The sequence below is a fragment of the Kocuria sp. NPDC057446 genome (assembly GCF_042802875.1).
Taxonomy (GTDB): domain Bacteria; phylum Actinomycetota; class Actinomycetes; order Actinomycetales; family Micrococcaceae; genus Kocuria.
This window is the reverse complement of sequence record NZ_JBHVDI010000021.1, coordinates 1-26,771: the sequence shown is the minus strand read 5'-3', so window position 1 is coordinate 26,771 and position 26,771 is coordinate 1. Positions and strand designations below refer to the sequence as shown.

The following is a 26,771-nucleotide window of genomic DNA, read 5'->3' as shown; positions in this document are numbered from 1 at the left end:
CATGGCCAGAATGCGCACGGTCGACGCCGTCGTCGCCATCCTCGAGAAGGAGGGCGCCACCGAGGCCTTCGGCCTGCCCGGCGCCGCCATCAACCCGTTCTACTCGGCGATGCGCGCCCACGGCGGCATCCGGCACACCCTCGCCCGGCACGTCGAGGGCGCCTCGCACATGGCGGACGGCTACACCCGGGCCGCCCCCGGCAACATCGGGATCTGCGTGGGCACGTCCGGTCCCGCCGGCACCGACATGATCACGGGTCTCTACGCCGCGTGGGCGGACTCCGTCCCGATCCTGTGCATCACCGGCCAGGCCCCCGTGGCCAAGCTGCACAAGGAGGACTTCCAGGCCGTGGACATCTCGTCCATCGCGGCGCCGGTCACCAAGATGGCCATGACGGTGCTGGAGCCGGGTCAGGTGCCGGGGGCGTTCCAGAAGGCCTTCTACCTCATGCGCTCGGGCCGGCCCGGACCGGTGCTGCTGGACCTCCCCCTGGACGTCCAGCTCGCCGAGATCGAGTTCGACATCGACGTCTACGAGCCCCTGGCCGTCCACCGCCCCGCAGCCTCCCGCGCGCAGGCCGAGAAGGTCCTGGACATGCTCTCCGCCGCGCAGCGCCCGCTCATCGTGGCCGGCGGCGGCATCATCAACGCCGATGCCTCGGCGCAGCTGGTCGAGCTCGCCGAGCTGCTGGACGTGCCCGTGATCCCGACTCTCATGGGCTGGGGCGCCATCCCGGACGACCACCCGCTGATGGCCGGGATGGTGGGGCTGCAGACCTCCCACCGCTACGGCAACGCGACGTTCCTGGAGTCCGACTTCGTGCTCGGCATCGGCAACCGCTGGGCCAACCGGCACACCGGAGGCCTGGACACCTACACCAGGGGCCGCACGTTCGTGCACATCGACATCGAGCCCACCCAGATCGGACGCGTCTTCTCCCCCGACCTCGGCATCGTCTCCGACGCCGGCGCGGCCCTGGAGATCCTCATCGAGGTCGCCCGGGAGCGGAAGGAACGGTTCTCCGTGCCGGACTGGTCCGTGTGGGTCAAGGACTGCGCCCGGCGCAAGGGCTCGATGCAGCGCAAGACGCACTTCACGCAGGTCCCGGTGAAGCCGCAGCGCGTCTACGAGGAGATGAACGCCGTCTTCGGCACGGACGTCACCTACGTCTCCACGATCGGTCTCTCCCAGATCGCCGGCGGCCAGTTCCTGCACGTGCACGGCCCTCGCCAGTGGATCAACGCCGGCCAGGCGGGTCCCCTGGGGTGGACCGGGCCCGCCGCCCTCGGGGTCGTCCGGGGCAAGCCCGAGGCCACCGTGGTGGCCCTCTCCGGTGACTACGACTTCCAGTTCATGATCGAGGAGCTGGCCGTCGGGGCGCAGTTCCACCTTCCCTACATCCACGTGGTGGTGAACAATTCCTATCTGGGCCTGATCCGACAGTCCCAGAGAGGGTTCAAGATGGAGCAGAACGTCTCCTTGGCCTTCGAGAACATCAACTCCCCGGAGACCCAGGGCTACGGGGTGGACCACCTCAAGGTCGTGGAGGGCCTGGGCTGCAAGGCGGTGCGCGTGACCGATCCCGAGAAGCTGCGGGAGGCCTTCGGGCAGGCCGGCGCCCTGCTGGAGGAGCACCAGGTGCCCGTGGTCGTGGAGGTCATCCTGGAGAAGGTCACCAACATCTCCATGGGGACCGAGATCGACAACGTGGTCGAGTTCGAGGAGCTCGCCGCCAGCGGCGCGGACGCCCCGACCGCGATCGCCCTGCTCGACTGATCCCCGTCCGCACACCACAGGAGGAACGCCCCGTGCGCATCGTCGTCGCCCCGGACAAGTTCAAGGGTTCGCTGGAAGCCACCGACGTGGTGGAGCACCTCGCGGCGGGCATCCGGTCCGTGGAGCCGTCGGCCACGGTCGTGGCCGTCCCGGTGGCCGACGGCGGCGAGGGCACCCTCGACGCCGCCGTCGGCGCCGGGTTCGCCCCCTGCTCCACCACCGTGACCGGTCCCGTCGGGAACCCCGTCGACGCAGGGTTCGCGCTGCTCGACCGGACCGCGGTGGTGGAGATGGCCCTGGCCTCCGGACTGGCCGCGCTCCCGGTGGACGAGCACGGCGATCCCGTGCTCGACGCCGGGGGCGCCACCAGCCGCGGCACCGGTGAACTGGTCCGGGCCGCCCTCGACGCCGGAGCCACCCGGATCGTCCTGGGTGTGGGCGGCAGCGCCTGCACGGACGGCGGTGCGGGGCTGCTCCAGGGCCTCGGCGCCCGCCTGCTGGACGACGAGGGCGCCGAGCTGGGCCTCGGAGGCGCCGAGCTCGCCCGGCTGGCCCGGGTCGACCTCACCGAGCTGGATCCCCGGGTGCGGGACGCACAGTTCGTCCTGGCCGCGGACGTGGACAACCCCCTCACGGGGGCCAACGGAGCGGCATCCGTGTTCGGCCCGCAGAAGGGCGCCGACCCGGATCTCGTCGCAGCCCTCGATGCCGCACTGACGGTCTTCCGGGACCGGCTGGGGGACGCCCTGGGCCCGGACGTCCTGGCGGCGGCCGAGGCCCCCGGTGCCGGAGCTGCCGGCGGCGTGGGCTTCGCGGCCCTCGCCGTGCTCGGGGCCCAGCGCCGTCCGGGCATCGACGTGGTCCTGGAGTTCGTGGGTCTCGCCGACCGGATGACAGGCACCGATCTCGTCGTCACCGGGGAGGGCAGCCTCGACGAGCAGTCGCTCGGGGGGAAGACTCCCATGGGGGTCGCGGCCACGGCGCACGCCGCCGGCGTTCCGGTGGTCGCCGTGTGCGGCCGCACCACCCTCGACGAGGAGACCCGCAGGGCCGCCGGTTTCGTGCGCACCTTTGCCCTCACCGAGCTCGAGCCGGACCCGCGGGTCTGCATGCGCGAGGCCGGCAGGCTGCTCGAGCAGGTGGGCGCCCGGCTCGCCCGCGAACTCCCCGACCTGCTCACCGGGACCCGACCCAACTGACGATCCGGCGCCCCGTGCGGACGCCGATGACGAGGAGGAGCTCCGCATGACGGAGAAGAAGACGCCGCAGCGGCCGGGGACCACCGACCCGGGCGGGAAGCAGAGCGACGAGCAGGGGCACCGGCCGGATCCGGGTCAGCCGCCCGCGGAGCCCGGACAGGGCGCGGACGGCGCTGCTGACGCCCCAGGGCGCGCCCAGCAGACGAGTGCGGATCCCGCGGCGATCGCCCGGGAGGACTCCGCCCGCGCGGCCACCGAGCCGGCCGCCGCCCGGAGCGCCTTCGAGGCCGAGCAGGCGCACAAGCTGGACGTGAGCCACGACGTCAACGACCCCGAGCGCGTCCGCCGGCTGATCGCCGACTACAAGCGGGAGCACGGGATGCCCGCCGATGCCGCGGACGTCTCCCGCCCGGCGTCGGGCGACGCCGGCACCGACGCGCACGGCCGCCGCGAGTTCGATCTCGTGGTGCGGGGCCGGAACGTCTCCTGCGGCGACCGCTTCGCCCCCCGCGAGGTCGGCGTGCGCAACGGCAGGATCGTGGCCATCGAACCCCTCGGCGCCGGGCTCGTGGGCCGAGAGGTCGTGGAGCTGGCCGAGGACGAGCACCTGCTGCCCGGTCTGGTGGACACCCACGTGCACGTGAACGAGCCCGGCCGCACCGAGTGGGAGGGCTTCGCCTCCGCGACCCGGGCGGCCGCCGCCGGGGGCGTCACCACGGTCCTGGACATGCCGCTCAACTCGGTCCCGGCGACCGTCAACGTGCCGGCGCTCGAGTACAAGCGGCTCTTCGCCCAGGACAACGTCTTCGTGGACGTCGGCTTCTGGGGCGGGGCGATCCCCGGCAACAAGCCCGACCTGCGCGAGCTGCACGACGACGGCGTCTTCGGCTTCAAGTGCTTCCTGCTGCACTCCGGGGTGGACGAGTTCCCCCACCTGGAGGCCGACGAGATGGAGGAGGACCTCGCCGAGATCAAGACGTTCGACTCGCTGATGATCGTGCACGCCGAGGACTCCCGGGCCATCGACCGTGCCCCGCGGCCCGAGGGGGACGTGTACGAGAACTTCCTGAAGTCGCGCCCGCGCGGGGCCGAGAACCTGGCCATCGCCGAGGTCATCGAGCGCACCCGCTGGACCGGTGCCCGCTCCCACATCCTGCACCTGTCCTCCTCGGACGCCCTGCCCATGCTCGCCACCGCGAAGCGGGACGGCCTGGACATCACGGTGGAGACCTGCCCGCACTACCTCACCCTGCTCGCCGAGGAGGTGCCCAACGGCGCCACCGCCTTCAAGTGCTGCCCGCCCGTGCGGGAGGTCGGCAACCGCGAGCTGCTGTGGGAGGGACTGATCGACGGGACCATCGACTTCATCGTCTCCGACCACTCCCCCTCGACCCTGGACCTCAAGGACCTGGACAACGGCGACTTCGGTGTGGCCTGGGGCGGGGTCTCCTCGCTGCAGCTGGGGCTGTCCCTGATCTGGACGGAGGCCCGGCGCCGCGGCGTGGCCCTGGGGCGCGTGGTGGAGTGGATGTCGACGAAGCCCGCCCAGCGGGCCGGCCTGCGCGCCAAGGGCAGGATCTCCATCGGCTACGACGCCGACCTGGTGGTCTTCGCGCCCGACGACGCGTTCGTCGTGGACGCCGGGAAGCTGCACCACCGGAATCCCATCACCCCGTACCAGGGCAAGGCACTGTCCGGAAAGGTGCGCAGGACCTACCTGCGCGGCACCGCCGTGGACTTCCGGACGCCCACGGGCCGGCTGGTCCGGCGCGGGGAGAGCTGACGGGAAACCGCCGCTCCCCACCACAGGTCGCGGGCCAGGAGCTCCTCCCGGCCCGCGACCTGTGGTGGGTGCGCCTGTCGTCCAGTGCCATCCCTCGTCCAGAACAGAGACCAGAACCTCATGCACCTCCTCCCGGGACGGATCGTCGCCGTGGACGTCGGACGAGCACTCCTCGGCACCGGTCCGCAGGGCGGCCCAGCGCGCCGCGCGGGACCACCGGCACGGTCCGCGTGCCCGGGCGGCGATGCGGAGAGCCCGGGGCGCGCCCGGGCCCGCACCTCGCGGCGGGACCGCGGCCTTCCCCGGGACCGGCGCCCGTGAGCGACGTCGGCCTGCTCTACGTCGGTGCGGTCCTGTTCGTCAACGGGATGATGCTGCTGGGCCACGTCAGCGGCACCGGAGCCGCGCCGCTGAACTTCTTCGTGGGAGCGCTGCAGGTGGTCGTCCCCACCTGGCTCGTCGTCTCGGCCGGGAGCGACGGGACCCGCATCGCGGAGGCCGCCGGACTCTACTTCTTCGGCTTCACCTACCTCTGGCTGGGCGTCAACCTGGTCACCCGCTGGCCGGACCACGGACTCGGCTGGTACTCCCTGGTCGTGGCCGTCAGCGGGGTCGGCTTCGCGGGGCACTCCTGGATGGTCCTGGGCGGGGGCGTCCTCGCCGTGCAGTGGCTGATGTGGTCGGTGCTCTGGGGCGCCTTCTTCGTGCTCATGGCCCGGGACCGCGCGGACCTCGCACCTGCGGTGGGGGTCCTCGCCATCGGCAATGCGCTGCTGAGCACCGGCCTGCCCGGCTTCCTCGCCCTCGTCGGAAAGTGGCACGACTCTCCCGCCCTCGCCGGCGGCCTCGCCGCCCTCGGAATCCTCCTCCTGCTGGTCTGCCGGCCCGTGGGCCGGCGCCTGGCGGCCCACCCCCGCTCCACCGCGGGACCCCCGGCACCACACCGCTGAGGCGGGGGCCGCGGACAGGCCCGTGCGTGCCGGCTGAGGCGTCCTGCCCGGAGCCGCGGAACGTGAGGGACGAGACTCTGTGGAAGAACTCTTCCGGATCTGCCGTCAACCGGTGGCGGCGACCGACCTCTTGCGGCCCCGTCACGGCGTGGTTATGGTGTGACTCAGCCTACGGCGGGTCCTGAAGCGGACTATCTACCGGGCGAGCAATGACGAATCGCGCTGGTCCGCCGCCAGAGAGCTCCCGGTCCCCCTGGGGAACCACCCGACTCCGCGTCGCGGCCAGTGGCACGCACCGAGGAGCACCAGGCATGAGCGAGATCCGAGTGACGGTCAACGGTCGTACCCGGAGCGGTGACGGGCTCGGCCCGCACACCCGGCTGCTGGACTGGCTGCGCGGCGAGGGACTGACCGGGGCCAAGGAGGGCTGCGCCGAGGGCGAGTGCGGTGCCTGCGCGGTGCTGGTCGCCCGGCCGGACGGCGAGGGGCGCAGCCGGTGGACCTCGGTCAACGCGTGCCTGCCCCCCGCCGCCGCCTTCGACGGCCAGGAGATCGTCACCGCCGAGGGTCTCGGGACCGCCCCCGGGGCCTGCACGCCGGCGGGGCTGCACCCCGTCCAGCAGGAGCTGGCGTTCCGCGGCGGTTCCCAGTGCGGCTACTGCACGCCGGGCTTCGTGTGCTCCATGGCCGCCGAGTACTACCGGCCCGAGCGGACGGCGCCCGATGCCCCCGAGGGGACCCGGACCGGCACGGACGCCGTCGGCGAGGAGCACGCGGCCGGCCACGAGTGCGGGCCCAACAGGTTCGACCTGCACGCCCTGAGCGGCAACCTCTGCCGCTGCACCGGCTACCGGCCCATCCGCGACGCCGCCTACGCACTGGGGGCACCGGCCGACGCCGATCCCCTGCTCCGGCGCCAGGGACGGTCCGCGCAGCCCGCCCCGCCCACCCGGGTGGAGGCCGACGGCGCACGGTTCGTGCGCCCCGGCTCCCTGGCCGAGCTCTTCGAGCACCTGGCGAGCGCACCGGAGGCCCAGCTGGTGGCGGGTTCCACGGACGCGGGCGTGGGCGTCAACATCCAGCACGCCCGCCCGCCGCTGGTCCTCGCCGTGGACCGGCTCGAGGAGCTGCGCACGCTCGAGGTGGCGCCGGAGCGGATCGAGATCGGCGCGGCCCTGAGCCTGTCCGAGGTCGAGCGCGGCCTCGCCGGACGGGTGCCCCTGCTCGACCAGCTCTTCCCGCAGTTCGCCTCCCGCCTGATCCGCAACGCCGCGACGTTCGGCGGCAACCTCGGCACCGGCTCGCCCATCGGGGACTCCGCCCCGGCGCTGCTGGCCCTGGGCGCGTCCGTCGTGCTGGCCTCCGCCGACGGCGAGCGCGAGGTGCCCCTGGACCGGTACTACACGGGCTACCGGCAGAGCGTCCGCCGTCCCGGGGAGATCATCCGCGCGGTGCGGATCCCGTTGCCGCTCGCCCGGCACGGCGCGTTCCACAAGATCGCCAAGCGGCGCTTCGACGACATCTCCAGCGTGGCCGCCGGCATCGCCGTGCAGGTGGAGGCCGGCACGGTCTCGTCCGCGCGGATCGGTCTGGGCGGTGTGGCGGCCACCCCGATCCGGGCGCACGGGGCGGAGCGCGTCCTGGACGGCGCGCCGTGGACCCGCGACACGGTCCTCGCCGCGGCGGCCGCGCTGGCCGAGGAGGGCACGCCGATCGACGACCACCGGGCCAGCGCCCGCTACCGCTCGGCCGTGCTCGAGCAGCTCCTGCTCAAGTTCTGGGCGCAGCACGCGCCCGCCCCCGACCTGGAGGTGTCCCGATGACGTCCCTCGCCGACCGCCCCGTCGACCCCGTGGTGGGCGTGCCCGTCCCGCACGAGAGCGCCGCCCTGCACGTCACCGGCACCGCCCTGTACACGGACGACCTGGTCGTCCGCCACCAGGACGTGCTCCACGCCTGGCCCGTCCAGGCCCCCCACGCCCACGCCCACGTGCGGGAGCTTCGCACGGCCCCCGCTCTGGAGGTCCCCGGGGTGGTCCGGGTGCTCACCGCGGCGGACGTCCCCGGGGTCAACGACTCCGGCACCAAGCACGACGAGCCGCTGTTCCCCGCCGAGGTCATGTTCTACGGGCACGCCGTGTGCTGGGTGCTGGGCGAGACCCAGGAGGCCGCCCGCCGGGGCGCCGACGCCGTCGAGGTCGACTACGAGCCCCTGCCGTCGCTGGTCACCGTGGCGGAGGCCGTCGAGGCCGGCAGCTTCCAGGGCGGTCAGCCCACCGTCAGCCGCGGGGACACCGGCACCGCGCTCGGCACCGCCGCCCACCGCTTCAGCGGGGAGTTCGAGTTCGGCGGCCAGGAGCACTTCTACCTGGAGACCCACGCGTCCTTCGCCTACGTCGACGAGGGCGGGCAGGTCCTGGTGCACTGCAGCACCCAGCACCCCACGGAGACCCAGGAGATCGTCGCCCACGTCCTGGGCCTGCACAGCCACGAGGTCACCGTGCAGTGCCTGCGCATGGGCGGGGGGTTCGGCGGCAAGGAGATGCAGCCGCACGGCTACGCCGCCGTCGCCGCCCTCGGGTCCGTGCTCACGGGGCGGCCGGTGCGGCTGCGGCTCAACCGCACCCAGGACCTCACGATGTCCGGCAAGCGCCATCCGTACCACGCCCGGTGGGAGGCCGGCTTCGACGAGAGCGGCCGCCTGCAGGCCCTGGAGGCCACCCTCACCAGCGACGGCGGGTGGAGCCTGGACCTCTCCGAGCCCGTGCTGCAGCGGTCGCTGTGCCACATCGACAACGCGTACTGGATCCCGCACGTGCAGGTCCACGGCAGGATCGCGAAGACCCACAAGACCTCCCAGACGGCGTTCCGCGGCTTCGGCGGGCCCCAGGGCATGCTGGTGATCGAGGAGGTCATGGGCCGGTGCGCCCCCCTGCTCGGCGTGGATCCCACGGAGCTGCGCCACCGCAACCTCTACGTCCCCGGTCAGACCACCCCCTACGGCCAGCCCGTCCGGCACGCCGAGCGGCTGCGCACCATCTGGACGCAGCTGCTCGACCGGGCCGAGGTGGAGCGCCGCCGCGAGGAGATCACCGCGTTCAACGCCGCCCACCCCGACACCAAGCGGGCGCTCGCGGTCACCCCGGTGAAGTTCGGCATCTCCTTCAACCTCACCGCGTTCAACCAGGCCGGTGCGCTCGTGCACGTCTACAAGGACGGGTCCGTGCTCATCAACCACGGGGGCACCGAGATGGGGCAGGGCCTGCACACCAAGATGCGCCAGGTCGCGGCCACCGCCCTCGGCGTGCCGCTGGAGACCGTCCGGCTGGCGCCCACCCGCACGGACAAGGTGCCCAACACCTCCGCGACGGCCGCGAGCTCCGGGGCGGACCTCAACGGCGGGGCCGTGAAGAACGCCTGCGAGCAGATCCGCGACCGGCTGGCCGAGGTCGCCGCCCGCAAGTTCGACATCCACCCCGACGACGTCCGGTTCGTCGACGGCACGGTCACCGGGATCGGCTTCACCGACCGGGAGATCTCCTTCGCCGAGCTCGCCCACGACGCCTACTTCCAGCGGATCTCGCTGTGGGCCGCCGGCTACTACCGCACCGAGGGGCTCCACTGGGACGCCGCCCGGATGCAGGGCGAGCCGTTCAAGTACTTCTCCTACGGCGCCTCCGTCTCCGAGGTGGAGGTCGACGGCTTCACCGGCGCGTACCGGCTGCTGCGCACCGACATCGTCCACGACGTGGGCGACAGCCTCTCCCCGCTGATCGACGTCGGGCAGATCGAGGGCGGCTTCGTGCAGGGGGCCGGCTGGCTCACGCTGGAGGAGCTGCGCTGGGACGTCTCCGACGGCCCGCACCGGGGACGGCTGGCCACCCAGGCGGCGAGCACCTACAAGCTCCCGAGCTTCTCGGAGATGCCCGAGGAGTTCAACGTGCACCTCTTCGAGCAGGCCACCGAGAGCGGCGTCGTCTACGGCTCCAAGGCCGTGGGGGAACCGCCCCTCATGCTCGCCCTGAGCGTGCGCGAGGCGCTGCGGGAGGCGGCCGCCGCCTTCGGACCCGGCGGCCGCAGCGTCGAGCTCGCCAGTCCGGCCACCCCGGAGGCCGTGTTCTGGGCGGTCCAGGAGTCACGCCGGGCCGGGACCGCGGACGCCGCCGGGCACGCCGCCGCCCCGGCCGCCTCGGCGGCGCGCTGACGTGGACTGGCTGGACGCGCTGCAGCACCTGCGCGCGGAGGGCGCACCCGGGGTGCTCGTCACCGTCACGGAGGTGCGCGGCCACGCCCCCCGGGAGGCCGGGGCCAAGATGGTCGTGGCCGGCACCGTCGCCTGGGACACGGTGGGCGGCGGCAACCTCGAGGCGACCCTCGTCGAACGGGCCAGGACGATGCTGCGGACCGGGGTGACGAGCCCCGAGACGCTCACCTTCTCCCTCAACGAGCACGCCGCCGTGGAGCACGGACGGCAGTGCTGCGGGGGCGTGGTGACCGTGCTGCTCGAACCGCAGGGCGCCCGGCCCGCGGTGGCGGTGTTCGGCGTGGGTCACGTGGGCCACGAGCTCGCCCGGCTGCTGTCCCGGCTGCCCCTGCACCTGCACCTGGTCGACAGCCGGGACGGCCAGCTGGACCCCGCGCGGCTGGCCGACGTCACCGACGGGACCGCGCAGGTCCACCTGCACCACAGCCCCGCCCCGGAGAACGTGCTGGCCGGTCTGCCGGCCGGTGCGCACGTGCTCATCATGAGCCACGACCACGCGGAGGACTTCATCCTCTGCGACGCCGCACTGCGCCGGGACGACCTCGGCAGCGTGGGCCTGATCGGCTCCCGGGCCAAGTGGACGCGGTTCCGGGCGCGGCTTCGGGAGGAGGGGCACGGCGACGCCGCGCTCGAGCGGATCACCTGTCCCATCGGGCTCCCCGGCCTCCCGGGCAAGGCACCCGCGGTGATCGCCATCGGCGTCGCAGCCGAGCTGCTCCAGGAGCTCTCCACCCGGAGCGGCTCCGGCAGCCTGAGCTCCTAGCCCCGCTCACGGGTCCGACCGGCGCGACGCCGCGTCCGCGGGCCGGCGGACGGTGCACTCATCCGTCGCCGGAAGCGGCCGCGAGCTCCATGAGCGCCCGGCCCAGCTCGGCCGCTTCGGCCGGCGTGTGCTCACTGGTCCCGATCAGGACGTAGGGACCGTCCTGCTCGCCACTGTCCGGGTCGACGGACAGGCACAGCTGCGCGGTGACGCCCCCTGCGGCGACGGTCAGCGGTTCACCGACATGGACCCAGTCCTCTTCCCCGACGGGCATGCCGTGCCTGGCCACGCACCCGCCGGGACAGGTCCTGCCCGGAGCGCGCTCGTGGTCCCCCGGGCGCTCGATCTCGGCGCCTTCGTGCACGGAGATCTCCTTCCGCGCTGCGGAGAGTCCACGGCCAGCGGGCCCCGGACCGTTCGTTCCGAGGCCCGCCGGCCGTCGCCCGCGGAACGCCGTTGCCGGACGGCGGTCAGGCGACGCAACCGCCGAGGGCGATCGTGCCGTCGTAGGCCTTGATCTGCTTCTGCACCGCTCCGAGCTGGTCCTCGAGCTGGTTCACGACTGCCGTCTGGGCGACGATCGCTTCCTTGTTCTGCTTCTTGCTCGCCTTCAGCGTCGACAGCTTCTCCTGTGCCTCGCTGACCTGTCCGTCCAGCGCGGTCGTCTGGGCCGGCAACGACTTCAGCTGCGCCTCCGCAGCGGAGATCTCGCCGTTGACCTTGTTCAGCTGGTCCAGGAGCGGAGCGACGCGGCCCTGCAGGGTCCGGACCTCGGCCTCCTTGGCGGTGACCTGGGCGTTCAGGCCGTTCACCGTGGCCACGAGGGCGTCCGTCCGCGGGTTGTGCGCGGCGTTCTCGTCCTGCTGAGCGGTCACCGCCTCGGCGGCGTCCTGCGCGGTGGTGCCCAGTGCGTTCAGCTCGGCCTGGGCCTCGGCGATCTCCGTCTGCTGAGCGGCCAGCGCGTCGGCGGCGCGCTTCGCGGTGGTCTGGGCCGCGGCGAGGGCCTCCTGCGCCTCGGCGGTCTCCGTCTGGTGGGCCGCCAGCGCGTCGGCGGCATCCTTGGCGGTGGCCTGCGCCGCGGCGAGGGCGCCCTGCGCCTCGGCGATCCGGCGCTGCTGAGCGTCGAGCTCGTCCTGGGCGGCGGCGCCGCCGGCCTCCAGCCGCTGGAACTCCTCCTCGGCCTCGGTGACGGCCCGCTCGGCGGCGGTGCGGGCGTCCCCGGCCGTGGCGGCGGTGTCCTCCAGGGCGGCGAGCTCGGCCGCGGCCCCGGTGACCTGATCGTTCTTGGTGGTGACGGCACCGGCCGCCGCCGTGGCGACGGTTTCCAGCGTGTTCAGCTCCGCCTGGGCGGTGTCGATCTGCGCCTGCTTCGCCATGGCGTCCGCGGTCGCCCCGGCGGTCTGCTCCTTCAGGGCGGCGAGCGCCTGCTTCCCGGCTTCCAGGTCGGCTTCCAGCGGCGTCAGCCGCTCCTGCAGAGTGGCCCACTGCGACGTCAGCTCGGCGAGGGCCGTCTCGGTGGCGGCCACGGCCTCCACGGTCTCGGCCTGCTTCGCGGTCAGCGCGGCCAGCTCGCCCTCGGCCGTCCGGACGTCCTCGGCGAGCTGCTCCGCGTTCTTCTTGGCGGCCGCCTTCAGCAGGCCCTGCTGCACCGTGCCGCGGTGCGCGTTCTGGGTGACGACGCCGTTGCAGATCCCGCCGGTGGGGCCGAGGGCGGCGCCGCCTGCGCCGGAACCGCCACGGCGAGTCCCCTGAAGACGGTGGAAACCGCCAGTGCGGCGACGGCACGGCGAGTGCCCTGGATGCGCCGAGTGCTCGAAGACAGTGTGGATCCACGGAAGAATGACCTGTCTGGTCCCCCAGGTCGGTCGGCCCACCCCCCCATGAGTCGGCCCCCGCAGAAGTTTGCACGAGTTAACGTCAGTCCAGGGCGCGGAACGGGGCAAGGCCCTCCGCACTCAGCCTGCGCCGCGGACCGGGTGTCCTGCGCTGGCCTGGCGCGTTTCCGGGTCCGGTCGCAGGGACCCCGGCCCCAGCCACCGCAGCAGCACGAGAGCTCCCGGCAGGGCGGAGATCAGGGCGAGCAGTCCGTAGCCGATCGAGATCGCGAAGCCGGTCCCGGCGGGCAGGCCGTGGGCCATCGCGGCCAGGGTGGTGATGCCCTCGCGCGGGCCCCAGCCGCCCACCCCGACGGGGACGGACATGCCCGCCAGGCCCAGCACGGTGGTCCCCCACAGGTGCGCCAGGGACTCCTCCGGGACGGTGCGCACGGCGGCGAGCAGGAACAGTCCCTGGTAGCAGGCCCAGGCGAGCACGGACAGCGCCCACACACCGGCCCGGTCCCGCGCCGGGGCGCCGCGCGTCGAACGCCAGGCCGCGGCGCCCACGGCGAGGGCCCCGAGGCCGAGGCCCGCGGCGAGCCAGCCGCCGACGGCCAGGGCGGGGACGGTCCCCGCCGCGAGCAGCACGGAGGTCCCGGCCAGCCGTTCTCCCAGCACGGAGCCGCCGGCCCCGGACCAGTTGTCCCCGCGCCGGCGGCGGCGCAGCACCCGCACCGCGTCCCCGGTCACGCCTCCGGGCAGCAGCAGGTTGACGAGCCCGGACGCCCAGCACTCGCCCAGGGCCTCCCGGAAGCCGATCGGTGTGCCGCGGCTGCGGGCCACGAGCCGCCAGCGCTGGGCCTGGGCCGCGGTGGCCACGAGCCCGGCGCCCAGCGCGAGCACCACGGTGGCGGGGGTCAGGATCCCGACGGCGCTGCGCACCGCGTCCGTGCCCAGCGTGCGGAACAGCAGGGCGAGGAGCAGCAGCCCCGCTGTCGCCTGACCGGCGGCGAGCAGCACGCGGAGAACGCGCCGCCGGCGGGGGGCGGGCGGGGTCTCGGCGGGCATGGGCGCAGTCTAGCCATCGCCCGCCGTCGCCCGGATTGACGCGGCGGGCCGGCCCCGCCCAGGATGAAGACCCCCGACGCGGAGAGGCGACCGCATGCCCCTGGCCCGTTCCACCGCACCCCGTCCCTCGGCGCGCCGGGACGGTGTCCTGGCCTTCACGGCCCTCGCCGGCGCCCTCGCGGTGCTCGTCCTGCTGACCGACGCGGGGCTCCCGGCGCTGGTGGCCTCCGGGGTGCTGGGGCTCGCCGTGCTCGGAGCCGTGGTGCGCAGCACCGTGCGCCGCAGTGGGGAGCCCTACGGCCCGGCCGACCGGATCACCGTGGGCCGCTCCGTGCTCGTCGCCCTGGCCGCCGCGCTCCTGCCCGTGGGACTCGCCGCCGGGCCGGGCCAGGAGGCGGGCCGGCCCGTCGACGCCTGGTGCTGGGCCGTGTTCGCCGTCGCGCTGCCGGCCTGGCTGCTCGACGGGATCGACGGGTGGGTGGCGCGGCGCACCGGCACCGCCACGCGCGCCGGGGCGCGGTTCGACCAGGAGGTCGACGCCGCGCTGCTGCTGATCCTCTCGGTGGCCGTCGCGGCCCGGATCGGCCTGCCGGAGGCGTGCTGGGTGGTGACGATCGGCGCCCTGCGCTACCTGTTCCTGCTGGGGCTGCGGGTGCGTCCCCCCTGGCGCCGCGAGCTGCCCTACTCCAGGTACCGGCGGGTGGTCGCGGGGATCCAGGGCGGGGTCCTGATCGGCGCCCTGGTCCCGCCGATCCCGCTGCCGCTGGCCGTCGCCGCCACCGTGCTCGCGCTGGTCCTGCTGCTGGTGTCCTTCGGCCGGGACGTCCTGTGGCTGGAGCGCGGCGCCCGCGGCCTCAGCTGACGGGCGGCAGGCCGAGCACGTCCGCATGCCCCACCGTGGCCCGCAGCCGGCCGCGGGCGCAGTCCACCAGACGGGTCCGCAGCCAGGCGTGGGCCTCGGCCGTGAGGTCCGGGCGGTGCTCCACGGCGGCGTCCGCCCGGTCCGCGAGGAACCGCTCCAGGAGGGGCCGGGCCCACGGCTGGTCGGAGATCCACCAGGGGGTGGGCACCACGTCCACGACCATGCCGCGCTCCCGGAGGGCCTCGGCGGCCAGCCGCACGGCGTCCGTGCCGGCGAGCTCGCCGCGGTGCTGGTGGTCCTCGAAGGCCCCCAGCACCGACGGGTCCAGGTGGTGCGGCGGGTCGAGCAGGACCTCGCCGTCGACGGTCAGGGCGAGCAGCGCCGGGACGGCGTGCTCGGAGAGCACCCGGGCGAGCTCGCGGACCTGCTCCCGCGTCAGCAGGTCGAGCAGCGCGGAGCACGCCACCAGCCGGCGGGCGGCAGGATGCTCCGCGAGCACCCGGCCGAGCTCCTCGACCCCGGCCAGGACGGGCACGACGTCGGCCCCCTCCTCCCGGGCGGCGGCCACGGCCTGGTCGAGCAGCCCGCGGTCGTGGTCGACCAGGATCCAGCGCTGGGGGCCGGGGAGGTGCCGGGCGAGCCAGGTCCGGTTCGCGCCCGTCCCGGCGCCGAGGTCCACGACGACGACGGGCTCGGCTCCCGCGGCGCCGGCGCTCCCGGCCGGCGGCAGCTCTCCCCAGTACCGGGTCAGCCGGGTGATCAGGGGAAGGGAGTCCTCGCGGGCCGCGGCGTCGGCAGGCTCGCGCAGGGCCAGCCAGTCACCGGCGACGGGACGGTCGGGGTCGGGGTGGTGCGTCATCTCGGTCTCCTCGTGCGGTCGGTGGTGGTGTCGTGATCGGCGGAGCCGTCCGTGGCCGTGACGGTGGCGTGCTCGGCGGCGGCGTGCTCGGCGGCGGCGTGCTCGGCGGCGGCGCCGCCGCCCGGGGAACCCGACGGGCCGAGGGGCCGGTCGATCGCCGCGAGGACGTCGCGGGCCGTGTCCTCCCAGCCGCGCAGCCGCTCCCGGCGGGCCAGTGCCGCGCTCCGCCACCGGGCGCGCAGGGCGGGCCCGGTCAGCCACTCCTCCAGCGCTGCGGTCCAGGCCGACGGATCGGCGGGGTCGAGCGCGGCCCCGGCGCGGGCGCCGGCCGCGCCCCGGGGCGCCGGTGTGCCGTCGAGGGCCTCGACCGCGCCGGTGCCGGCCGCGACCACCGCGGGCACGCCCTGGGCGAGCGCCTCGGTGACGACCATGCCGTAGGTCTCGACCGTCGAGGGCAGCAGCAGCAGGTCCGTGCGGGCCCACTGCCGGGCCAGCGCGGCGCCCTCGAGGGGGCCGGGGCAGCGCACGCGCCCCGGGTCGGGGAAGGCCTCGACCGCGGCGCGCAGCGCGTCCACGTGCGCGGCATCGCCCGCGGGGCCCACGAGGTCGAGGGTCCAGTCGAGTCCGGCCAGCGGCGCGAGGGCCTCCAGCAGGAGCAGCTGGTTCTTGCGCGGGGTCAAGGACGCCAGGCAGGTCAGCCGCGGCGGGCGCGAGCCCGCCGCCACCGGCCCGCGCTGCACCCCCGGCTCGGCCACGGCGGCGTCCGCGGTGCCGTAGCGGCGGAGGAGGTCGCGGGCCGCCCAGGCGCTGGGCGTCAGCACACCGGTGGCCGCGGCGAGGGCGGCGGCCTCCCGCCGGGCGAGATCCGCGGCGGCCGCGGGGTCCAGTCCGGTCTCGGCGGGCAGCGGCAGGTGCACGAGCAGGTGCACGGGCACGCCGGAGCGCACCGCGTGACCGACGGCCTCCGGGGCCGCGCACCCCACGAGGCCGTCGAGGAGCACCGATCGGCTGGGGGCCGGTGCGCCGAGTGCCCGGCGCAGCCGCGCCCGGGCGGCGCCGTCCGGCGCGGGCCAGTCCCCGGCCACCGGCACGAGGCGGGCCGGGCGGCCCAGTGCGCCCAGCGCGGCCACGAGCCGGCGGTCGTAGAGCGAGCCGCCGGTGGGCCGTCCGGCGTCGTCGGGCACCACCACGTCGAGGCCCGCGCGCACGGTGCTCACCGGGCGGGGTCGGGCCCGCCGCGCTCGCTCAGCACGGGCAGCTCGAGGGTGTAGGAGGCCCAGGCGTCGGGGGTCTCCCGCAGGGTCACGGTCAGCCGCTCGAGCCCCTCGACGGACGCCGCGCCCGCCGCGAGCCGCTCGGCCACGTACTGGGCGAGGACCTCCGTGGTGGACAGCCGGCCCGCGAAGTCCGGGTGCTCGTCGAGGTTGCGGTAGCGCAGCCCGTCCAGGACGCCCGCGAGCAGGTCGCCGGCCACCCCGATGTCCATGACCACCCCGTGCTCGTCGAGGACCGGCCGGGACCAGGTGGTCTCCACCTGGTAGGTGGCCCCGTGCAGGTTCTGGGCCGGGCCGAAGAAGGGGTCCGGCAGGCTGTGGGCGATCATCATGTGGTCTCGGACGGTCAGGGTGAACACGGGGCTCCTCGGGTCGGTGGAGTGGTCAGTCGTAGTCCACCACGTGGCACAGCACGTCCCGGGCGTCCCCGGCGAGCCGGGCCATGGTGGCGGGCAGCTCCTCGAAGGGCGAGCTCCCGGAAAGCAGGGCGTCGAAGCGGGGGTCCTGCAGGGCGTCCAGCGCGGTGGCGAGCCGGTCGGCGGTCGTGCGGCGGGCGCGGCGGGCGGGGGCGACGGCGCCCACCTGGCTGGCGCGGATCTGCAGCCGGCGGGCGTGGAAGTCGGCGCCGAGCGGGACGGCGGGCTCCTCGTCGCCGTACCAGGACATCTCGATGAGCTCGCCCTCGTCGCCGAGCAGCTCGAGTCCCCGGGCCAGTCCGGCGGCGGTGGCGGACGCGTGCACCACCACGTCGCACTCCCCCGCGGCGTCCCGCGGCAGCACGTGCTCCACGCCGAGCCGGGCCGCGAGCTCCCCGCGGGAGGGCTGCGGGTCCACGAGCTGCAGCCGGGCGAGCGGGAAGCGGGCCAGCAGCGCGGCCGCGCACGCGCCGATCATCCCGGCGCCGACCACGGCCACGCGGTCCCCGAACCGGGGGGCGGCCTCCCACAGGGCGTTGACGGCCGTCTCCACGGACCCGGCGAGGACCGCGCGCCCCGAGGGAACGCCGTCGGGCACGGGGGTCACCGCGGAGGCCGGGAGCACGTAGCGGTCCTGGTGGGGGTGCAGGCTGAAGACCCGCCGGCCCACCAGCTCCTGCGGCCCCTGCTCCACGAGACCCACGGACAGGTAGCCGTACTTCACCGGCCCCGGGAAGTCCCCCTCCTGGAACGGGGCGCGCATCCGCTCGCGCACCCGCGCCGGGACGAGCCCCCGGTGGACGAGCGCCTCGGTGCCGCGGCTGACCCCGGAGTGCAGGGCCCGCACCAGGACGTCCTCCGGGCCCGGGACGGGCAGCTCGGCGGTGCGCAGCTCCCCCCGGCCGGGCTCCACGGTCCAGTAGGCGCGGCAGGTGCGGGGCTCCGCGGGGGCGTCAGCGGCGTCGGTCATGGTCCCATTGTGTCCTGACGCCGCCTGCGCGCCACCGGGCGACCACGAGCCGTCCGCGGGGGTGCCACAGGCCCGCCCACACCGCTCGCGCGCCGTGGTCAGCCGGGCGGCCCGTGGTCGACCGGCGCGGAGCCGGCGTCGCCGGGCTCCTCGTGCAGCTCGGCGAGCGCCCGGCGCAGCGCGGCGTAGCGCCGCGCCCCGAGCCGGTGCCGCCACTGCTCCTCCACCTCGGCGACCACGCCGGCCGCCACCGCCTGGGCGGCCCGGCCGCGCTCGGCGACGATCACCAGCCGGGCCCGGGCGTCGGCGGGGTCCGGGCGCCGCTCCACGTACCCCTCCTCCTCCATGGCCTGCACGAGCAGGCTGGCCGTCTGCTTGGTGACCCGCGCCTGCTCCGCCAGCCGCACCGTGCGCGTGCCCTCCGGGCCGATCCGCTGGAAGATCCGCGCCTGGGCGTAGGAGAGGTCCGCGAAGCCGGCGGCGTGCAGGGCCTCCACCACCCGGATCTCCATGTCCCGGTAGGGGTAGTACAGCAGCAGCCCCGTGTTCGTCCCCGCGTCCTCGTGCATCTCCACCCCTTGACAGCGCGGCGGTCCCCGCCGGAAAATTAGTCAGGCACCTTGACCATCAGGGGGAGATTATCATGGACCGCGACGCCATCTGGGAGTCCGTGCACCGGGAGCGGTCCGCGCTGGCGGACCTGCTCGAGACGCTCCGCCCCGAGGAGTGGGACCACCCCACCCTGTGCCCGGGATGGGCGGTGCGGGACGTCGCGGCCCACGTCATCTCCTCACCCCAGTTCGGTCTCCCCGATCTCGCCCGCGCCCTGTGGCGGGGACGGGGGGACTACAACCGCGCCGTGTACCTGGACGCGCGGGACCGCGGCCGTCGGCCGGTCGAGCAGATCGTCGCGGACTACCGCCGCCTGGACGGGTCGAGGCGCCACCCCCCGGGCACGGGCGTCCGGGACCCGCTGCTGGACGTCCTGGTCCACACCCAGGACATCGCCCTGCCCCTGGGCCGCCGGCACGCCATGCCCCCGGAGGCCGCCCGCGCGGCCGCCGAGCGCGTGTGGTCCGTCTCGTTCCCGTTCCGGGCGCGCCGGAGACTGCGCGGGGTGAAGCTCACCGCGACCGACGTCGACTGGCAGGCCGGCAGCGGCCCCGAGGTCCGCGGGACCATGGAGGCGCTCCTGCTGCTGCTGACCGGTCGCACGGCGGCCCTGGACCGGCTCGAGGGGCCGGGCCTGGAGCTCGTGCTGCCGGGGGCGGGGGCCGCCCGCGGCTCTTGACACCCCGCGGCGACGGCGGGGACGCTGGAAGCGGCGGCGTCCGCCGTCACCTCCCCCGTCCCCGAGGTGACCCATGGTCCAGCGCATCCTCTTCCTGCACGGTGCCGGGCCACAGCCCGGACCCGGTGAGAACCCGGTGGTCGAGGCCCTGCGGCGGCAGTGGCCCGACGCCGACCTCGTCGCCCCGGACCTCCCGAGCCCGGAGTACCCCGACCCGGAGCAGTGGCAGGAGGCGATCGGCCGGGCCGTCCGCGCCATCCCGGACGAGCCCTGGGTGATCGTCGGCCACTCCCTCGGCGGCTCCGAGGCCCTGCGCTTCCTCTGCCACCGGATCCCCACGCTGCTGCAGCGCGTGGTGACCGTGGCGGCCCCGTGCTGGTGCCCGGAGCACCCGGACTGGAACGAGCGGGGCTTCGCCCTGCCCCCCACCGTGGGCCGGAAGCTCGCGGACCTCGAGATCGTCGTGGTCCACGCCGAGGACGACGACGTGGTGCCCGCCGACCACGCGCACTGCCTCGCCGAGCAGCTGCCCTCGGCCGAACTCGTGCTGCTCCCCTCCGGGGGGCACCTGCCGACGTCCTGGACGGACCGGGGACTCATTGCGTGAGGCGGACCCGCGCAGATCGGCAGGACCGCCGTCGTGCGGGAGCACGGGGGTCATGACCCGATCGCATCCGAGGCACCGCAGGACCGTTCGCACCCTGGGGATCGCCGCGCTCCTCCTGGGGCTCTCCGTCCCGGTGCCCGCGTCGGCGCTGCCCGCCGCCCCCGGCGGCGAGGTCGCCGGGACGTCCTCGGTCGCTGTCCCCGCCTCCTGCGGTCCGACGGCCGCCGGGTCCTTCCCCGTGGCGAACGGGCCCACGGCGGAGGACGACCGGCGAGCCCTGACCGCCGCTCTGGACAGGTTGAGCGGGGCTGTGGGCGCCGAGATCGGAGTGCTGGCCCAGGACGCCGAGGGCCGCGCGGTCTTCGCCCACCACCCCGAGCTGTCCGGCATGGAGGCGAGCCTCTCGAAGGTCCCGCTGGCCCTGACCACCATGCGCCTGGCCGCCGAGCGGGGCGGCCGGCTCACGCAGCAGCAGCGCGCCCTGATCCGCGACAGCGTCCACGAGAGCGGCAACGAGTCCACCTCCGCCCTCTACGGCGCGCTCGGTCCCACGGTCTCCGCCATGGAGGGCGAGATCAATGAGACCTACGACCTCATGGGCGTCACCTCGACCCGATCCTCCGGCGGCTGGGGCCACAACCTGACCACGGCCTCCGACCAGCTGGCCGTGCTGGGCACGGTGGTCCGCGGGGCGGACTGGCTCCCCGAGGAGGACCTCGCCTGGCTGCGGGAGCAGATGCGGCCCGGCCACCCGTCCCAGACGTGGGGCGTGGGGTCCCGGCGCGCGGGCGCGAGCGCACCGTCGGACTCCCTCGTCAAGAACGGGTGGCTGCCGGATGCCGGGGGCGCGTGGGACGCCCACAGCGTGGGGCGGGTGGCGACGGGCGGGACGGCCCACCACGTCGCGGTCCTGGGCTCCGGCTACGCCACCGCGGCGTGCGGCCAGGACGTGGCCACCGCCGTGGTCGAGCTGTACCTCGCGCTCGGGGCCGGCTGAGCTCACGCGGACGCGTGCGGCGCACCCTGTCCCGGGTCCACCTGGTGCGGCCCCGCCGCGGAGGGCCGGACGTCGAAGTCGAAGATCGCGGTGGGCAGGTAGACCGTGGCGCAGGAGTTGGGGATGTCCACCACTCCCGAGAACCGGCCCTCGATCGGCGCGGCGCCCAGCAGCAGGTACGCCTGCTCCGGGGAGTACCCGAACTTCACGAGGTAGTCGATCGCGTGCAGGCAGGCCCGCTGGTAGGACAGCTGGGAGTCGAGGTAGCGCTGCTCGCCGTCGAGGGTCACCGAGGTGCCGGAGAAGGCGATCCACTCGCTGTACTGCGGGTCCGTCCGGCCCGGCAGGAAGATCGCGTTCTCCGTGACCCCGTAGGTCTCCATGCCGCCCTTGATGACGTCCACGTGGAAGTCGATGAACCCGCCCATCTCGATGGCGCCGCAGAACGTGATCTCGCCGTCGCCCTGGGAGAAGTGCAGGTCGCCCACGGAGAAGTTCGCGCCGTCCACGAAGACGGGATAGAACACGCGGGTGCCCTGGGTGAGATTCTTGATGTCCTGGTTGCCGCCGTTCTCCCGGGGCGGCGCGGTGCGCGCGGCCTCCGCGGCGACCCGTTCGACGTCGGGGTCCGGGACACCGCCCAGCAGGGCGTCCTGGGGCTCCGGCGGCAGCGCGAGGGGAGGGACCCGTTCCGGATCGGTGGCGATGAGCGCTCCTTCGCGTGCGTTCCACCGGGCCAGGAGCTCCGCGGAGGGCGCGGTGCCCATCAGACCGGGGTGGACGATGCCGGTGAACGAGACCTCCGGGACGTGGCGGGAGGTCGCGGTCTGGCCGCGGAAGTCCCAGATCGCCTTGTAGGCGTCCGGGAACCGGTCGGTGAGGAAGCCCCCGCCGTTGGACCGCGCGAACACTCCGGTGTAGCCCCAGCCCTGTCCGGCCAGCGGACCGGAGTCCTCCTGCGGGATGGGGCCGACGTCGAGGATGTCGACGACGAGCAGGTCCCCCGGCTTCGCCCCCTGCACCGCGAACGGGCCGGAGAGCTTGTGCACGGTCGTCAGCGGCGCGTTGAGGACGTCCTCGGCGGAGTCGTCGTTGACGATCGCGCCGTCGAACCACTCCCGGCAGTGCACCCGGAACGTGTCCCCCGGACGCACGGTGGCCACCGGAGGGATCTCCGGGTGCCACCGGTTGTGCCCCACCAGCTGCTGGTCCTCGAACGGCCGGGACGAGTCCAGGGGAAAGATGAGCTCCGGCATGACGTGCCTCCTCGGTTGCGGTGCTGCGGTGGTGGCGCTCAGGGGCGGGGAAGTCCGCGGTGCAGGGGGTTGCCGGTGGTCCGGGGCGCTCGCCGGGAGCCCGGCGGGATGGCCGTGACGACGTCGGGCTCGGCGGCGGTGGCCTCGGTGCGCTCGATCAGCCGGGCCGCAGGGGTCCCGGCCCGGGAGAGCCCCGGCGCGCTCATCAGCCGCCGCGCCGTGGACCCGCAGCCGGGGCAGTCGCTCTCGCGCGTGGCGGCGCCCATGCCCAGCAGGACCTCGAAGTCCCCGCACTCCGGGCACCGGTACTCGTAGATCGGCATGCGGGCCGCCTCCCGGGAACGCGGGTCTCTGGACTGCCGACCCTAGTGCCGGGTGCGCGGCCGGGGAAGGGCGGCCGTCCACCTCGCCGGGACATGACGAGGAATCCCTCGGCGTCCTCAGGGCCGCCCGGGCCGGACGTTGAGGTTGTGCCGGAAGAGGTTGCCGGGATCGTAGCGGTCCTTCAGGGCGGCGAGCCGCTGGTGCTTCTCCCGCCCGTAGGCCAGGCGGACCGCCTCCGCCGGATCGACCCCGAGCTCGTCGTCCGGGCCCATGAGGCCGACGTACTCGCCGGGCTCGGCGAACTGCTCCATCGCGTCGCGCACGCTCCGCACGAAGCCGGCGAGCCGTTCGTCGTCGGCGGGGTCGTGCCGGACGCCGTAGACCGTCAGCCAGTACCGCGCGGACCGGTTGGGGAACGCGGTGGCCTCCTCGGGCACCCGGCCGAAGGCGCCCTCGAGGTGGTGGACGTCGATGCCGGCGCCCCGGCAGGTGATCCCCGAGGCCAGTCCGACGAGGACGTCGACGACCTCGTCGTCCAGCCGGGAGAAGGGCAGGTTCCGCCAGTGCCCGTGCGAGCCCTTGGGGAACAGCCCGTCCCGGGCCCCCTGCCATGCGGGCCAGGGCGTCGAGCCCATCTCCTCGGCGTCGGGCGGGACCTCCTCCCGCAGTCCGTCGACGACGTCCAGACCGGCGGCGTGGTCCTCGGAGGCCCAGCTGAGTCCCACGGTGAGCACCGGCTCGTCGCCCATCCCCGCCCCCGGGGGCGGGATCGCGAACGTGAGGACGGGGTTCATCTCGTCCGGCAGACCCCGGGACCAGGCGGCGAAGGCGGTCAGGGCGCCCCGCCAGTGCGCCCTGCGGTAGTAGAGGCTCCCCACGAGCACCGCGGACGGCAGCCGGCGGGCGCGGAAGGTGAAGGAGGAGACCACCCCGAGATTGCCTCCGCCCCCGCGCAGCCCCCAGAACAGCCCGGCGTTCTCCTCCTCGCTGGCGTGCAGGTGGTCGCCGGAGGCGGTCACCACGTCGGCGGAGTCCAGGTTGTCGAGGGTGAGGCCGTTGCTGCGGGTCAGCCAGCCCATGCCCCCGCACAGGGTGAGCCCCACTACGCCGGCCGAGCCCACGAGACCGCCGGGAACGGCGAGGCCGTGCCGGGCCGTGGCACGGTCGAGCGCCGCGACGGTGGTGCCGGGTTCCACGCTCACGAGCTGGTTCGCGGGATCGACGACGACGCCCCGCAGCCGCCCGAGGTCCAGCACCAGGCCGCCCTCGACCGTGCCGTGGCCCGCCACTCCGTGCCCGCCGCCCCGCACCGCCAGCGGCAGCCGCGTGCGGTGCGCCGCGGCCAGGGCCAGGTCGATGTCGTGGAGGTCCCCGGCCCGCACGACGGCCTGGGGCCTGGCGTCGATCAGGCCGTTCCAGACGCGGCGGGCCCGGTCGTAGTCGGGGTCCCCCGGCTCGATCAGCCCCCCGGCGAGACGGTCCCGGAGTTCCTGGAGCGCCCTGGTCGTCCCGCTGCCCGGCGCACCGTGGTCGGTGGTGCTCATGGCTCCCGCTCCCGCACGAAACAATCGTCAGCCCGGGGGCAAATTCTAGTCCGCCGCGCTCCGTGCACCGCAGATGACCTCGTCACGCCTGCATAACTCCGGGCGAGGCGTCAGGGGCGCACCGTCACGGGCGGGCTCTCAGGGGCGGACCGCCCCGTCCGCTCCGGCGGCCGGCGCGGGCTCGGCACCCGCGGGCGACCCGGCGCCGTCACCCTCGGCGGGGCCGGCCGGACCGGCCGGGTCGGTGGCCCCTGCCGGGCCGGTGGCCGGCGCGGACGCCGCCCGGGGCGCCGGGCGGTCCGGCTCCGTGTCCTGGTCGTTGGGGATCCCGTCCCCGTCACGGTCCGGGTCGTCCTCGTTGCGCAGGCCGTCGCCGTCCAGGTCCGGGTCCTCGTGGTTGCGATACCCGTCCCCGTCGATGTCGTCGTCCAGCTCGTTCGGGGTGCCGTCGTCGTCGATGTCGGGGTCCTCGATGTCCAAGGTCCCGTCCTTGTCGGTGTCCCGTTCCGCGTCCGGAACGCGGGGAGCGACTCCCGGTTCGAGCTCGGGCTTCACCTCGGGCTCGGGCTTCACCTCGGGCACGGGCTTCACCTCGGGCTCGGGCACGGGCTTCACCTCGGGCACGGGCTTCACGCCGGGAGCGGAGGGAACTGAGGGAGCTGAGGGAGGCAGTGCCGGCTCCACGGGCGCCGGCTGTGGACCGGGCACAACAGGATCAGCCGGAGGAGCCGGGACGGCCGGGGTGGCCGGAGCCGGGGCGGCCTCCGTCTGCTGCACGGGAGGCTTGACGGTCCCGGCCTTCTCGGCCTCTGCTCGCTTCGCCGCCTCGGCCTTCTTCGCCGCCTCGGCCTTCTTGGCGGCATCTGCCTTCTTCGCCGCCTCGGTCCTCTTCGCCGCCTCGGCCTTCTTGGCGGCATCAGCCTTCTTCGCGGCCGCCGCCTTCTGCTGCGCCGCGTCCCCCCTGTCCGCAGCCTCGGCCTTCTCGGCGGCTTTGGCCTTCTCGGCGGCCTTGGCCTTCTCGGCCGCCTCGGCCTGCTTCGCGCCCGGGTCCTCGACCGTGTCCGGGACGGGGACCTCGAGGGAGTACTTGCTGCGGGAGGCGGGGATGACGCGCATGCCGTCGACCCAGTCGAAGGACTGCGGGTCGACCGCCTGTCCGTCCACCCAGGTCTCGAAGTGCAGGTGCGGGCCCGTCACGCGGACACCGGTGGCCCCCACCGTGCCGAGCTGCTCGGAGGCGGCCAGCCGGTCCCCGGTCCGGACCCGGACGTCCTCGAGGTGGCTGTAGGTCGTCCTGATCCCGTCCGCGTGGGTGACCTCCACCCGGTTGCCGCCCCAGACGTCCCAGAACACGGCCGTCACCACGCCGTCGAGGGCGGCGACGACGGGCAGGCCCGCCGCGGCGGAGACGTCGGCGCCGTTGTGGAACTCGCGCCCGCCGCGGTCCGGGGCGATCCGCCAGCCGAACTGCCCGCCGGGCAGGACGGCGCCGGGCCGGGCCGGCGCGATGATCGTGTTGACGGGCAGCTCGCCCTGGTAGAGCTTCGGCGCCTGCCGGCCCGGTCGTACGGTCGAGGCCGACTGGCGGCCGCCGTCACCGCGCCCGGTGCCCTCCCGCCAGGAGCCCTGGCCGGCACCGCCGTCCCGCACGGGCGCAACGGCGCGGTCGTTGCGCAGCGGCCCTGCCGGAGGCGTGGTCTGCTCCTGCCCCGCCGCGAGCAGGGTCCACCGGTTGTCCGGCTGCGCTGCCCGCTCCGCGGAGGACGCCGGAGCACCGAAGGCCGAGTCTCCCCGCTCGCCGCCGGTCTCCGGGGTGATGCCCGCGCTGACGGCCACGCTGACGACCACCAGCGCCGAGAACGCGGTGAGCGCGGTCACCGGCGAGGACGCGCGGTGGCGCAGGGCGTGGCGGGCGGGACGGCGAGAGGAGTCGCGGGGCATGACGGTGTTTCCCCCAGGAAGTCGCGGCGAGCGACGAGAAGAACGAGCAGACGGTGGGGGCAATCTCACCCCGCGGCATCAGCTTAAGTGAACAGGAGGGCCCGGACCGAGGAATCGGCCGTCCCCTCATCGGCGCCTTGTCATGCGACGACTTGATGCAAACGCAAATGGCTCCGTCGAGGGTGCGCTGCCCCTGCCGGCCTCGCCCGAGGTGACCACGGGTAATCCGTTCCGGCGGGTCAGAAGGGCCCGGACCAGTCGCCGTCGAGCAGTCCACGGACGTAGGCGGCCTGACCGAGGTGCTGCGCGGCGTCGTCGACCGTGCTGACCAGGCGCGCTCCGCGGGTGACGGGCGGGGTCCAGGACCGGTCGACCACGTCGTCGAGCTCGGCGTCCGTGAGCCCGTGCACGTAGGCCACCGTGCGCTCGACCACCGCGTCGAGGTAGCCGCGCAGCAGGTCGGGGGACGTCACGCGGATCCTGGCGACGTCCTCCGGTCCGTCGCCGAAGCCCATGGCGGAGTCGGGGACGTCGAGGTCCAGCCGCCCGCTCCACCCCTCCGTGGTCCACACCTCTGCGGTGCCGGCCAGCTGGGCCACCTGCACGTCCTGCTGGCGGGCCGCGTGCCACACCAGCCAGGCCACGGAGTTCGCCGTCCCGCCCGGCATCGCGTGCAGCACCTCCGGGGTGATGCCCCGGAGGACGTGCTCCGCCACCTCGGAAGGGCGGCGGGCGGCGTCCTCGAACAGTTCCTGCGGCGTCATCGCAACCACTCCTTCGGTGCCGGGGGGCCGCTCCGGCCCCCCGGC

General features: G+C 74.8%; 24 protein-coding genes. 11 read left to right on the top strand and 13 right to left on the bottom strand.

The window, feature by feature from the left end; translation table 11 throughout:
* Position 1: 1 nt before the first annotated feature.
* The 7 genes from gcl to xdhC all read left to right on the top strand — a co-directional run bounded on the left by gcl (position 2) and on the right by xdhC (position 10,736).
* Positions 2–1,777, top strand: coding sequence for a glyoxylate carboligase (gene gcl, locus ACFU0Y_RS04630; protein ID WP_380213275.1), 1,776 nt, complete (start codon positions 2–4; stop codon positions 1,775–1,777).
* Between the two features lie 32 nt (positions 1,778–1,809).
* Positions 1,810–2,976 (top strand): glycerate kinase, encoded by a 1,167-nt coding sequence (locus tag ACFU0Y_RS04625; RefSeq protein ID WP_380213274.1) that lies wholly within the window; start codon positions 1,810–1,812, stop codon positions 2,974–2,976.
* A 463-nt stretch (positions 2,977–3,439) separates the two neighbouring features.
* Positions 3,440–4,759: an allantoinase AllB gene (gene allB / locus ACFU0Y_RS04620; RefSeq protein ID WP_380213283.1), complete on the top strand. Its 1,320-nt coding sequence runs from the start codon at positions 3,440–3,442 to the stop codon at positions 4,757–4,759.
* Between the two features lie 317 nt (positions 4,760–5,076).
* Positions 5,077–5,709, top strand: coding sequence for an AmiS/UreI family transporter (locus tag ACFU0Y_RS04615; protein WP_380213273.1), 633 nt, complete (start codon positions 5,077–5,079; stop codon positions 5,707–5,709).
* 311 nt (positions 5,710–6,020) lie between these two features.
* Positions 6,021–7,532: a xanthine dehydrogenase small subunit gene (locus tag ACFU0Y_RS04610; RefSeq protein WP_380213272.1), complete on the top strand. Its 1,512-nt coding sequence runs from the start codon at positions 6,021–6,023 to the stop codon at positions 7,530–7,532.
* Positions 7,529–9,913 carry a xanthine dehydrogenase molybdopterin binding subunit gene (gene xdhB / locus ACFU0Y_RS04605; protein ID WP_380213271.1) on the top strand — a complete coding sequence of 795 codons (2,385 nt, stop codon included), beginning with the start codon at positions 7,529–7,531 and terminating at the stop codon, positions 9,911–9,913. Before ACFU0Y_RS04610 ends, xdhB begins: the two co-directional genes overlap by 4 nt.
* 1 nt (position 9,914) lies before the next feature.
* A complete protein-coding gene (gene xdhC, locus ACFU0Y_RS04600) occupies positions 9,915–10,736 on the top strand; it encodes a xanthine dehydrogenase accessory protein XdhC (protein ID WP_380213270.1) in 822 nt (273 codons plus the stop codon).
* 58 nt (positions 10,737–10,794) lie between these two features.
* On the opposite strand, the gene ACFU0Y_RS04595 is transcribed toward xdhC, so the two are convergent.
* The 3 genes from ACFU0Y_RS04595 to ACFU0Y_RS04585 all read right to left on the bottom strand — a co-directional run bounded on the left by ACFU0Y_RS04595 (position 10,795) and on the right by ACFU0Y_RS04585 (position 13,621).
* A complete protein-coding gene (locus ACFU0Y_RS04595; protein WP_380213269.1) occupies positions 10,795–11,100 on the bottom strand; it encodes a DUF6907 domain-containing protein in 306 nt (101 codons plus the stop codon).
* A 106-nt stretch (positions 11,101–11,206) separates the two neighbouring features.
* A complete protein-coding gene (locus ACFU0Y_RS04590) occupies positions 11,207–12,385 on the bottom strand; it encodes a hypothetical protein (protein WP_380213268.1) in 1,179 nt (392 codons plus the stop codon).
* A 306-nt stretch (positions 12,386–12,691) separates the two neighbouring features.
* Positions 12,692–13,621, bottom strand: a complete 930-nt coding sequence (locus ACFU0Y_RS04585; protein ID WP_380213267.1) for a lysylphosphatidylglycerol synthase domain-containing protein — start codon at positions 13,619–13,621, stop codon at positions 12,692–12,694.
* Between the two features lie 94 nt (positions 13,622–13,715).
* Between ACFU0Y_RS04585 and ACFU0Y_RS04580 the strand changes: the two genes are divergently transcribed.
* On the top strand, positions 13,716–14,483 hold the full coding sequence (locus ACFU0Y_RS04580) for a CDP-alcohol phosphatidyltransferase family protein (protein WP_380213266.1): 768 nt from the start codon (positions 13,716–13,718) through the stop codon (positions 14,481–14,483).
* Here the strand turns inward: ACFU0Y_RS04580 and ACFU0Y_RS04575 are convergent.
* From ACFU0Y_RS04575 to ACFU0Y_RS04555, 5 genes are all read right to left on the bottom strand, one after another.
* Positions 14,476–15,342 (bottom strand): class I SAM-dependent methyltransferase, encoded by an 867-nt coding sequence (locus ACFU0Y_RS04575; RefSeq protein ID WP_380213265.1) that lies wholly within the window; start codon positions 15,340–15,342, stop codon positions 14,476–14,478. The two genes, ACFU0Y_RS04580 and ACFU0Y_RS04575, sit on opposite strands and share 8 nt — an antisense overlap.
* Positions 15,339–16,559: a glycosyltransferase family 4 protein gene (locus ACFU0Y_RS04570; RefSeq protein WP_380213264.1), complete on the bottom strand. Its 1,221-nt coding sequence runs from the start codon at positions 16,557–16,559 to the stop codon at positions 15,339–15,341. Before ACFU0Y_RS04570 ends, ACFU0Y_RS04575 begins: the two co-directional genes overlap by 4 nt.
* Positions 16,556–16,975 (bottom strand): 6-pyruvoyl tetrahydropterin synthase family protein, encoded by a 420-nt coding sequence (locus tag ACFU0Y_RS04565; RefSeq protein WP_380213263.1) that lies wholly within the window; start codon positions 16,973–16,975, stop codon positions 16,556–16,558. Before ACFU0Y_RS04565 ends, ACFU0Y_RS04570 begins: the two co-directional genes overlap by 4 nt.
* A gap of 25 nt (positions 16,976–17,000) precedes the next feature.
* Positions 17,001–18,002, bottom strand: a complete 1,002-nt coding sequence (locus tag ACFU0Y_RS04560; RefSeq protein WP_380213262.1) for a zinc-binding alcohol dehydrogenase — start codon at positions 18,000–18,002, stop codon at positions 17,001–17,003.
* Between the two features lie 98 nt (positions 18,003–18,100).
* Positions 18,101–18,571, bottom strand: coding sequence for a MarR family winged helix-turn-helix transcriptional regulator (locus ACFU0Y_RS04555; protein ID WP_380213261.1), 471 nt, complete (start codon positions 18,569–18,571; stop codon positions 18,101–18,103).
* A 74-nt stretch (positions 18,572–18,645) separates the two neighbouring features.
* On the opposite strand from ACFU0Y_RS04555, the gene ACFU0Y_RS04550 reads away from it, so the two are divergent.
* The 3 genes from ACFU0Y_RS04550 to ACFU0Y_RS04540 all read left to right on the top strand — a co-directional run bounded on the left by ACFU0Y_RS04550 (position 18,646) and on the right by ACFU0Y_RS04540 (position 20,897).
* Positions 18,646–19,293, top strand: coding sequence for a maleylpyruvate isomerase family mycothiol-dependent enzyme (locus tag ACFU0Y_RS04550; protein ID WP_380213260.1), 648 nt, complete (start codon positions 18,646–18,648; stop codon positions 19,291–19,293).
* 73 nt (positions 19,294–19,366) lie between these two features.
* Positions 19,367–19,900: an RBBP9/YdeN family alpha/beta hydrolase gene (locus tag ACFU0Y_RS04545; protein WP_380213259.1), complete on the top strand. Its 534-nt coding sequence runs from the start codon at positions 19,367–19,369 to the stop codon at positions 19,898–19,900.
* A 52-nt stretch (positions 19,901–19,952) separates the two neighbouring features.
* Entirely contained in the window at positions 19,953–20,897 is a 945-nt protein-coding gene (locus ACFU0Y_RS04540) for a hypothetical protein (RefSeq protein ID WP_380213258.1), read from the top strand.
* A gap of 2 nt (positions 20,898–20,899) precedes the next feature.
* Here the strand turns inward: ACFU0Y_RS04540 and fmdA are convergent, their stop codons facing one another.
* From fmdA to ACFU0Y_RS04515, 5 genes are all read right to left on the bottom strand, one after another.
* Entirely contained in the window at positions 20,900–22,153 is a 1,254-nt protein-coding gene (fmdA, locus tag ACFU0Y_RS04535; protein WP_380213257.1) for a formamidase, read from the bottom strand.
* Between the two features lie 38 nt (positions 22,154–22,191).
* On the bottom strand, positions 22,192–22,476 hold the full coding sequence (locus ACFU0Y_RS04530; RefSeq protein WP_380213256.1) for an FmdB family zinc ribbon protein: 285 nt from the start codon (positions 22,474–22,476) through the stop codon (positions 22,192–22,194).
* Between the two features lie 117 nt (positions 22,477–22,593).
* Positions 22,594–24,021, bottom strand: coding sequence for an FAD-binding oxidoreductase (locus ACFU0Y_RS04525; protein WP_380213255.1), 1,428 nt, complete (start codon positions 24,019–24,021; stop codon positions 22,594–22,596).
* A 138-nt stretch (positions 24,022–24,159) separates the two neighbouring features.
* Positions 24,160–25,962 carry a peptidoglycan DD-metalloendopeptidase family protein gene (locus ACFU0Y_RS04520; RefSeq protein WP_380213254.1) on the bottom strand — a complete coding sequence of 601 codons (1,803 nt, stop codon included), beginning with the start codon at positions 25,960–25,962 and terminating at the stop codon, positions 24,160–24,162.
* 239 nt (positions 25,963–26,201) lie between these two features.
* A complete protein-coding gene (locus tag ACFU0Y_RS04515) occupies positions 26,202–26,726 on the bottom strand; it encodes a DinB family protein (RefSeq protein WP_380213253.1) in 525 nt (174 codons plus the stop codon).
* Positions 26,727–26,771: the final 45 nt, after the last annotated feature.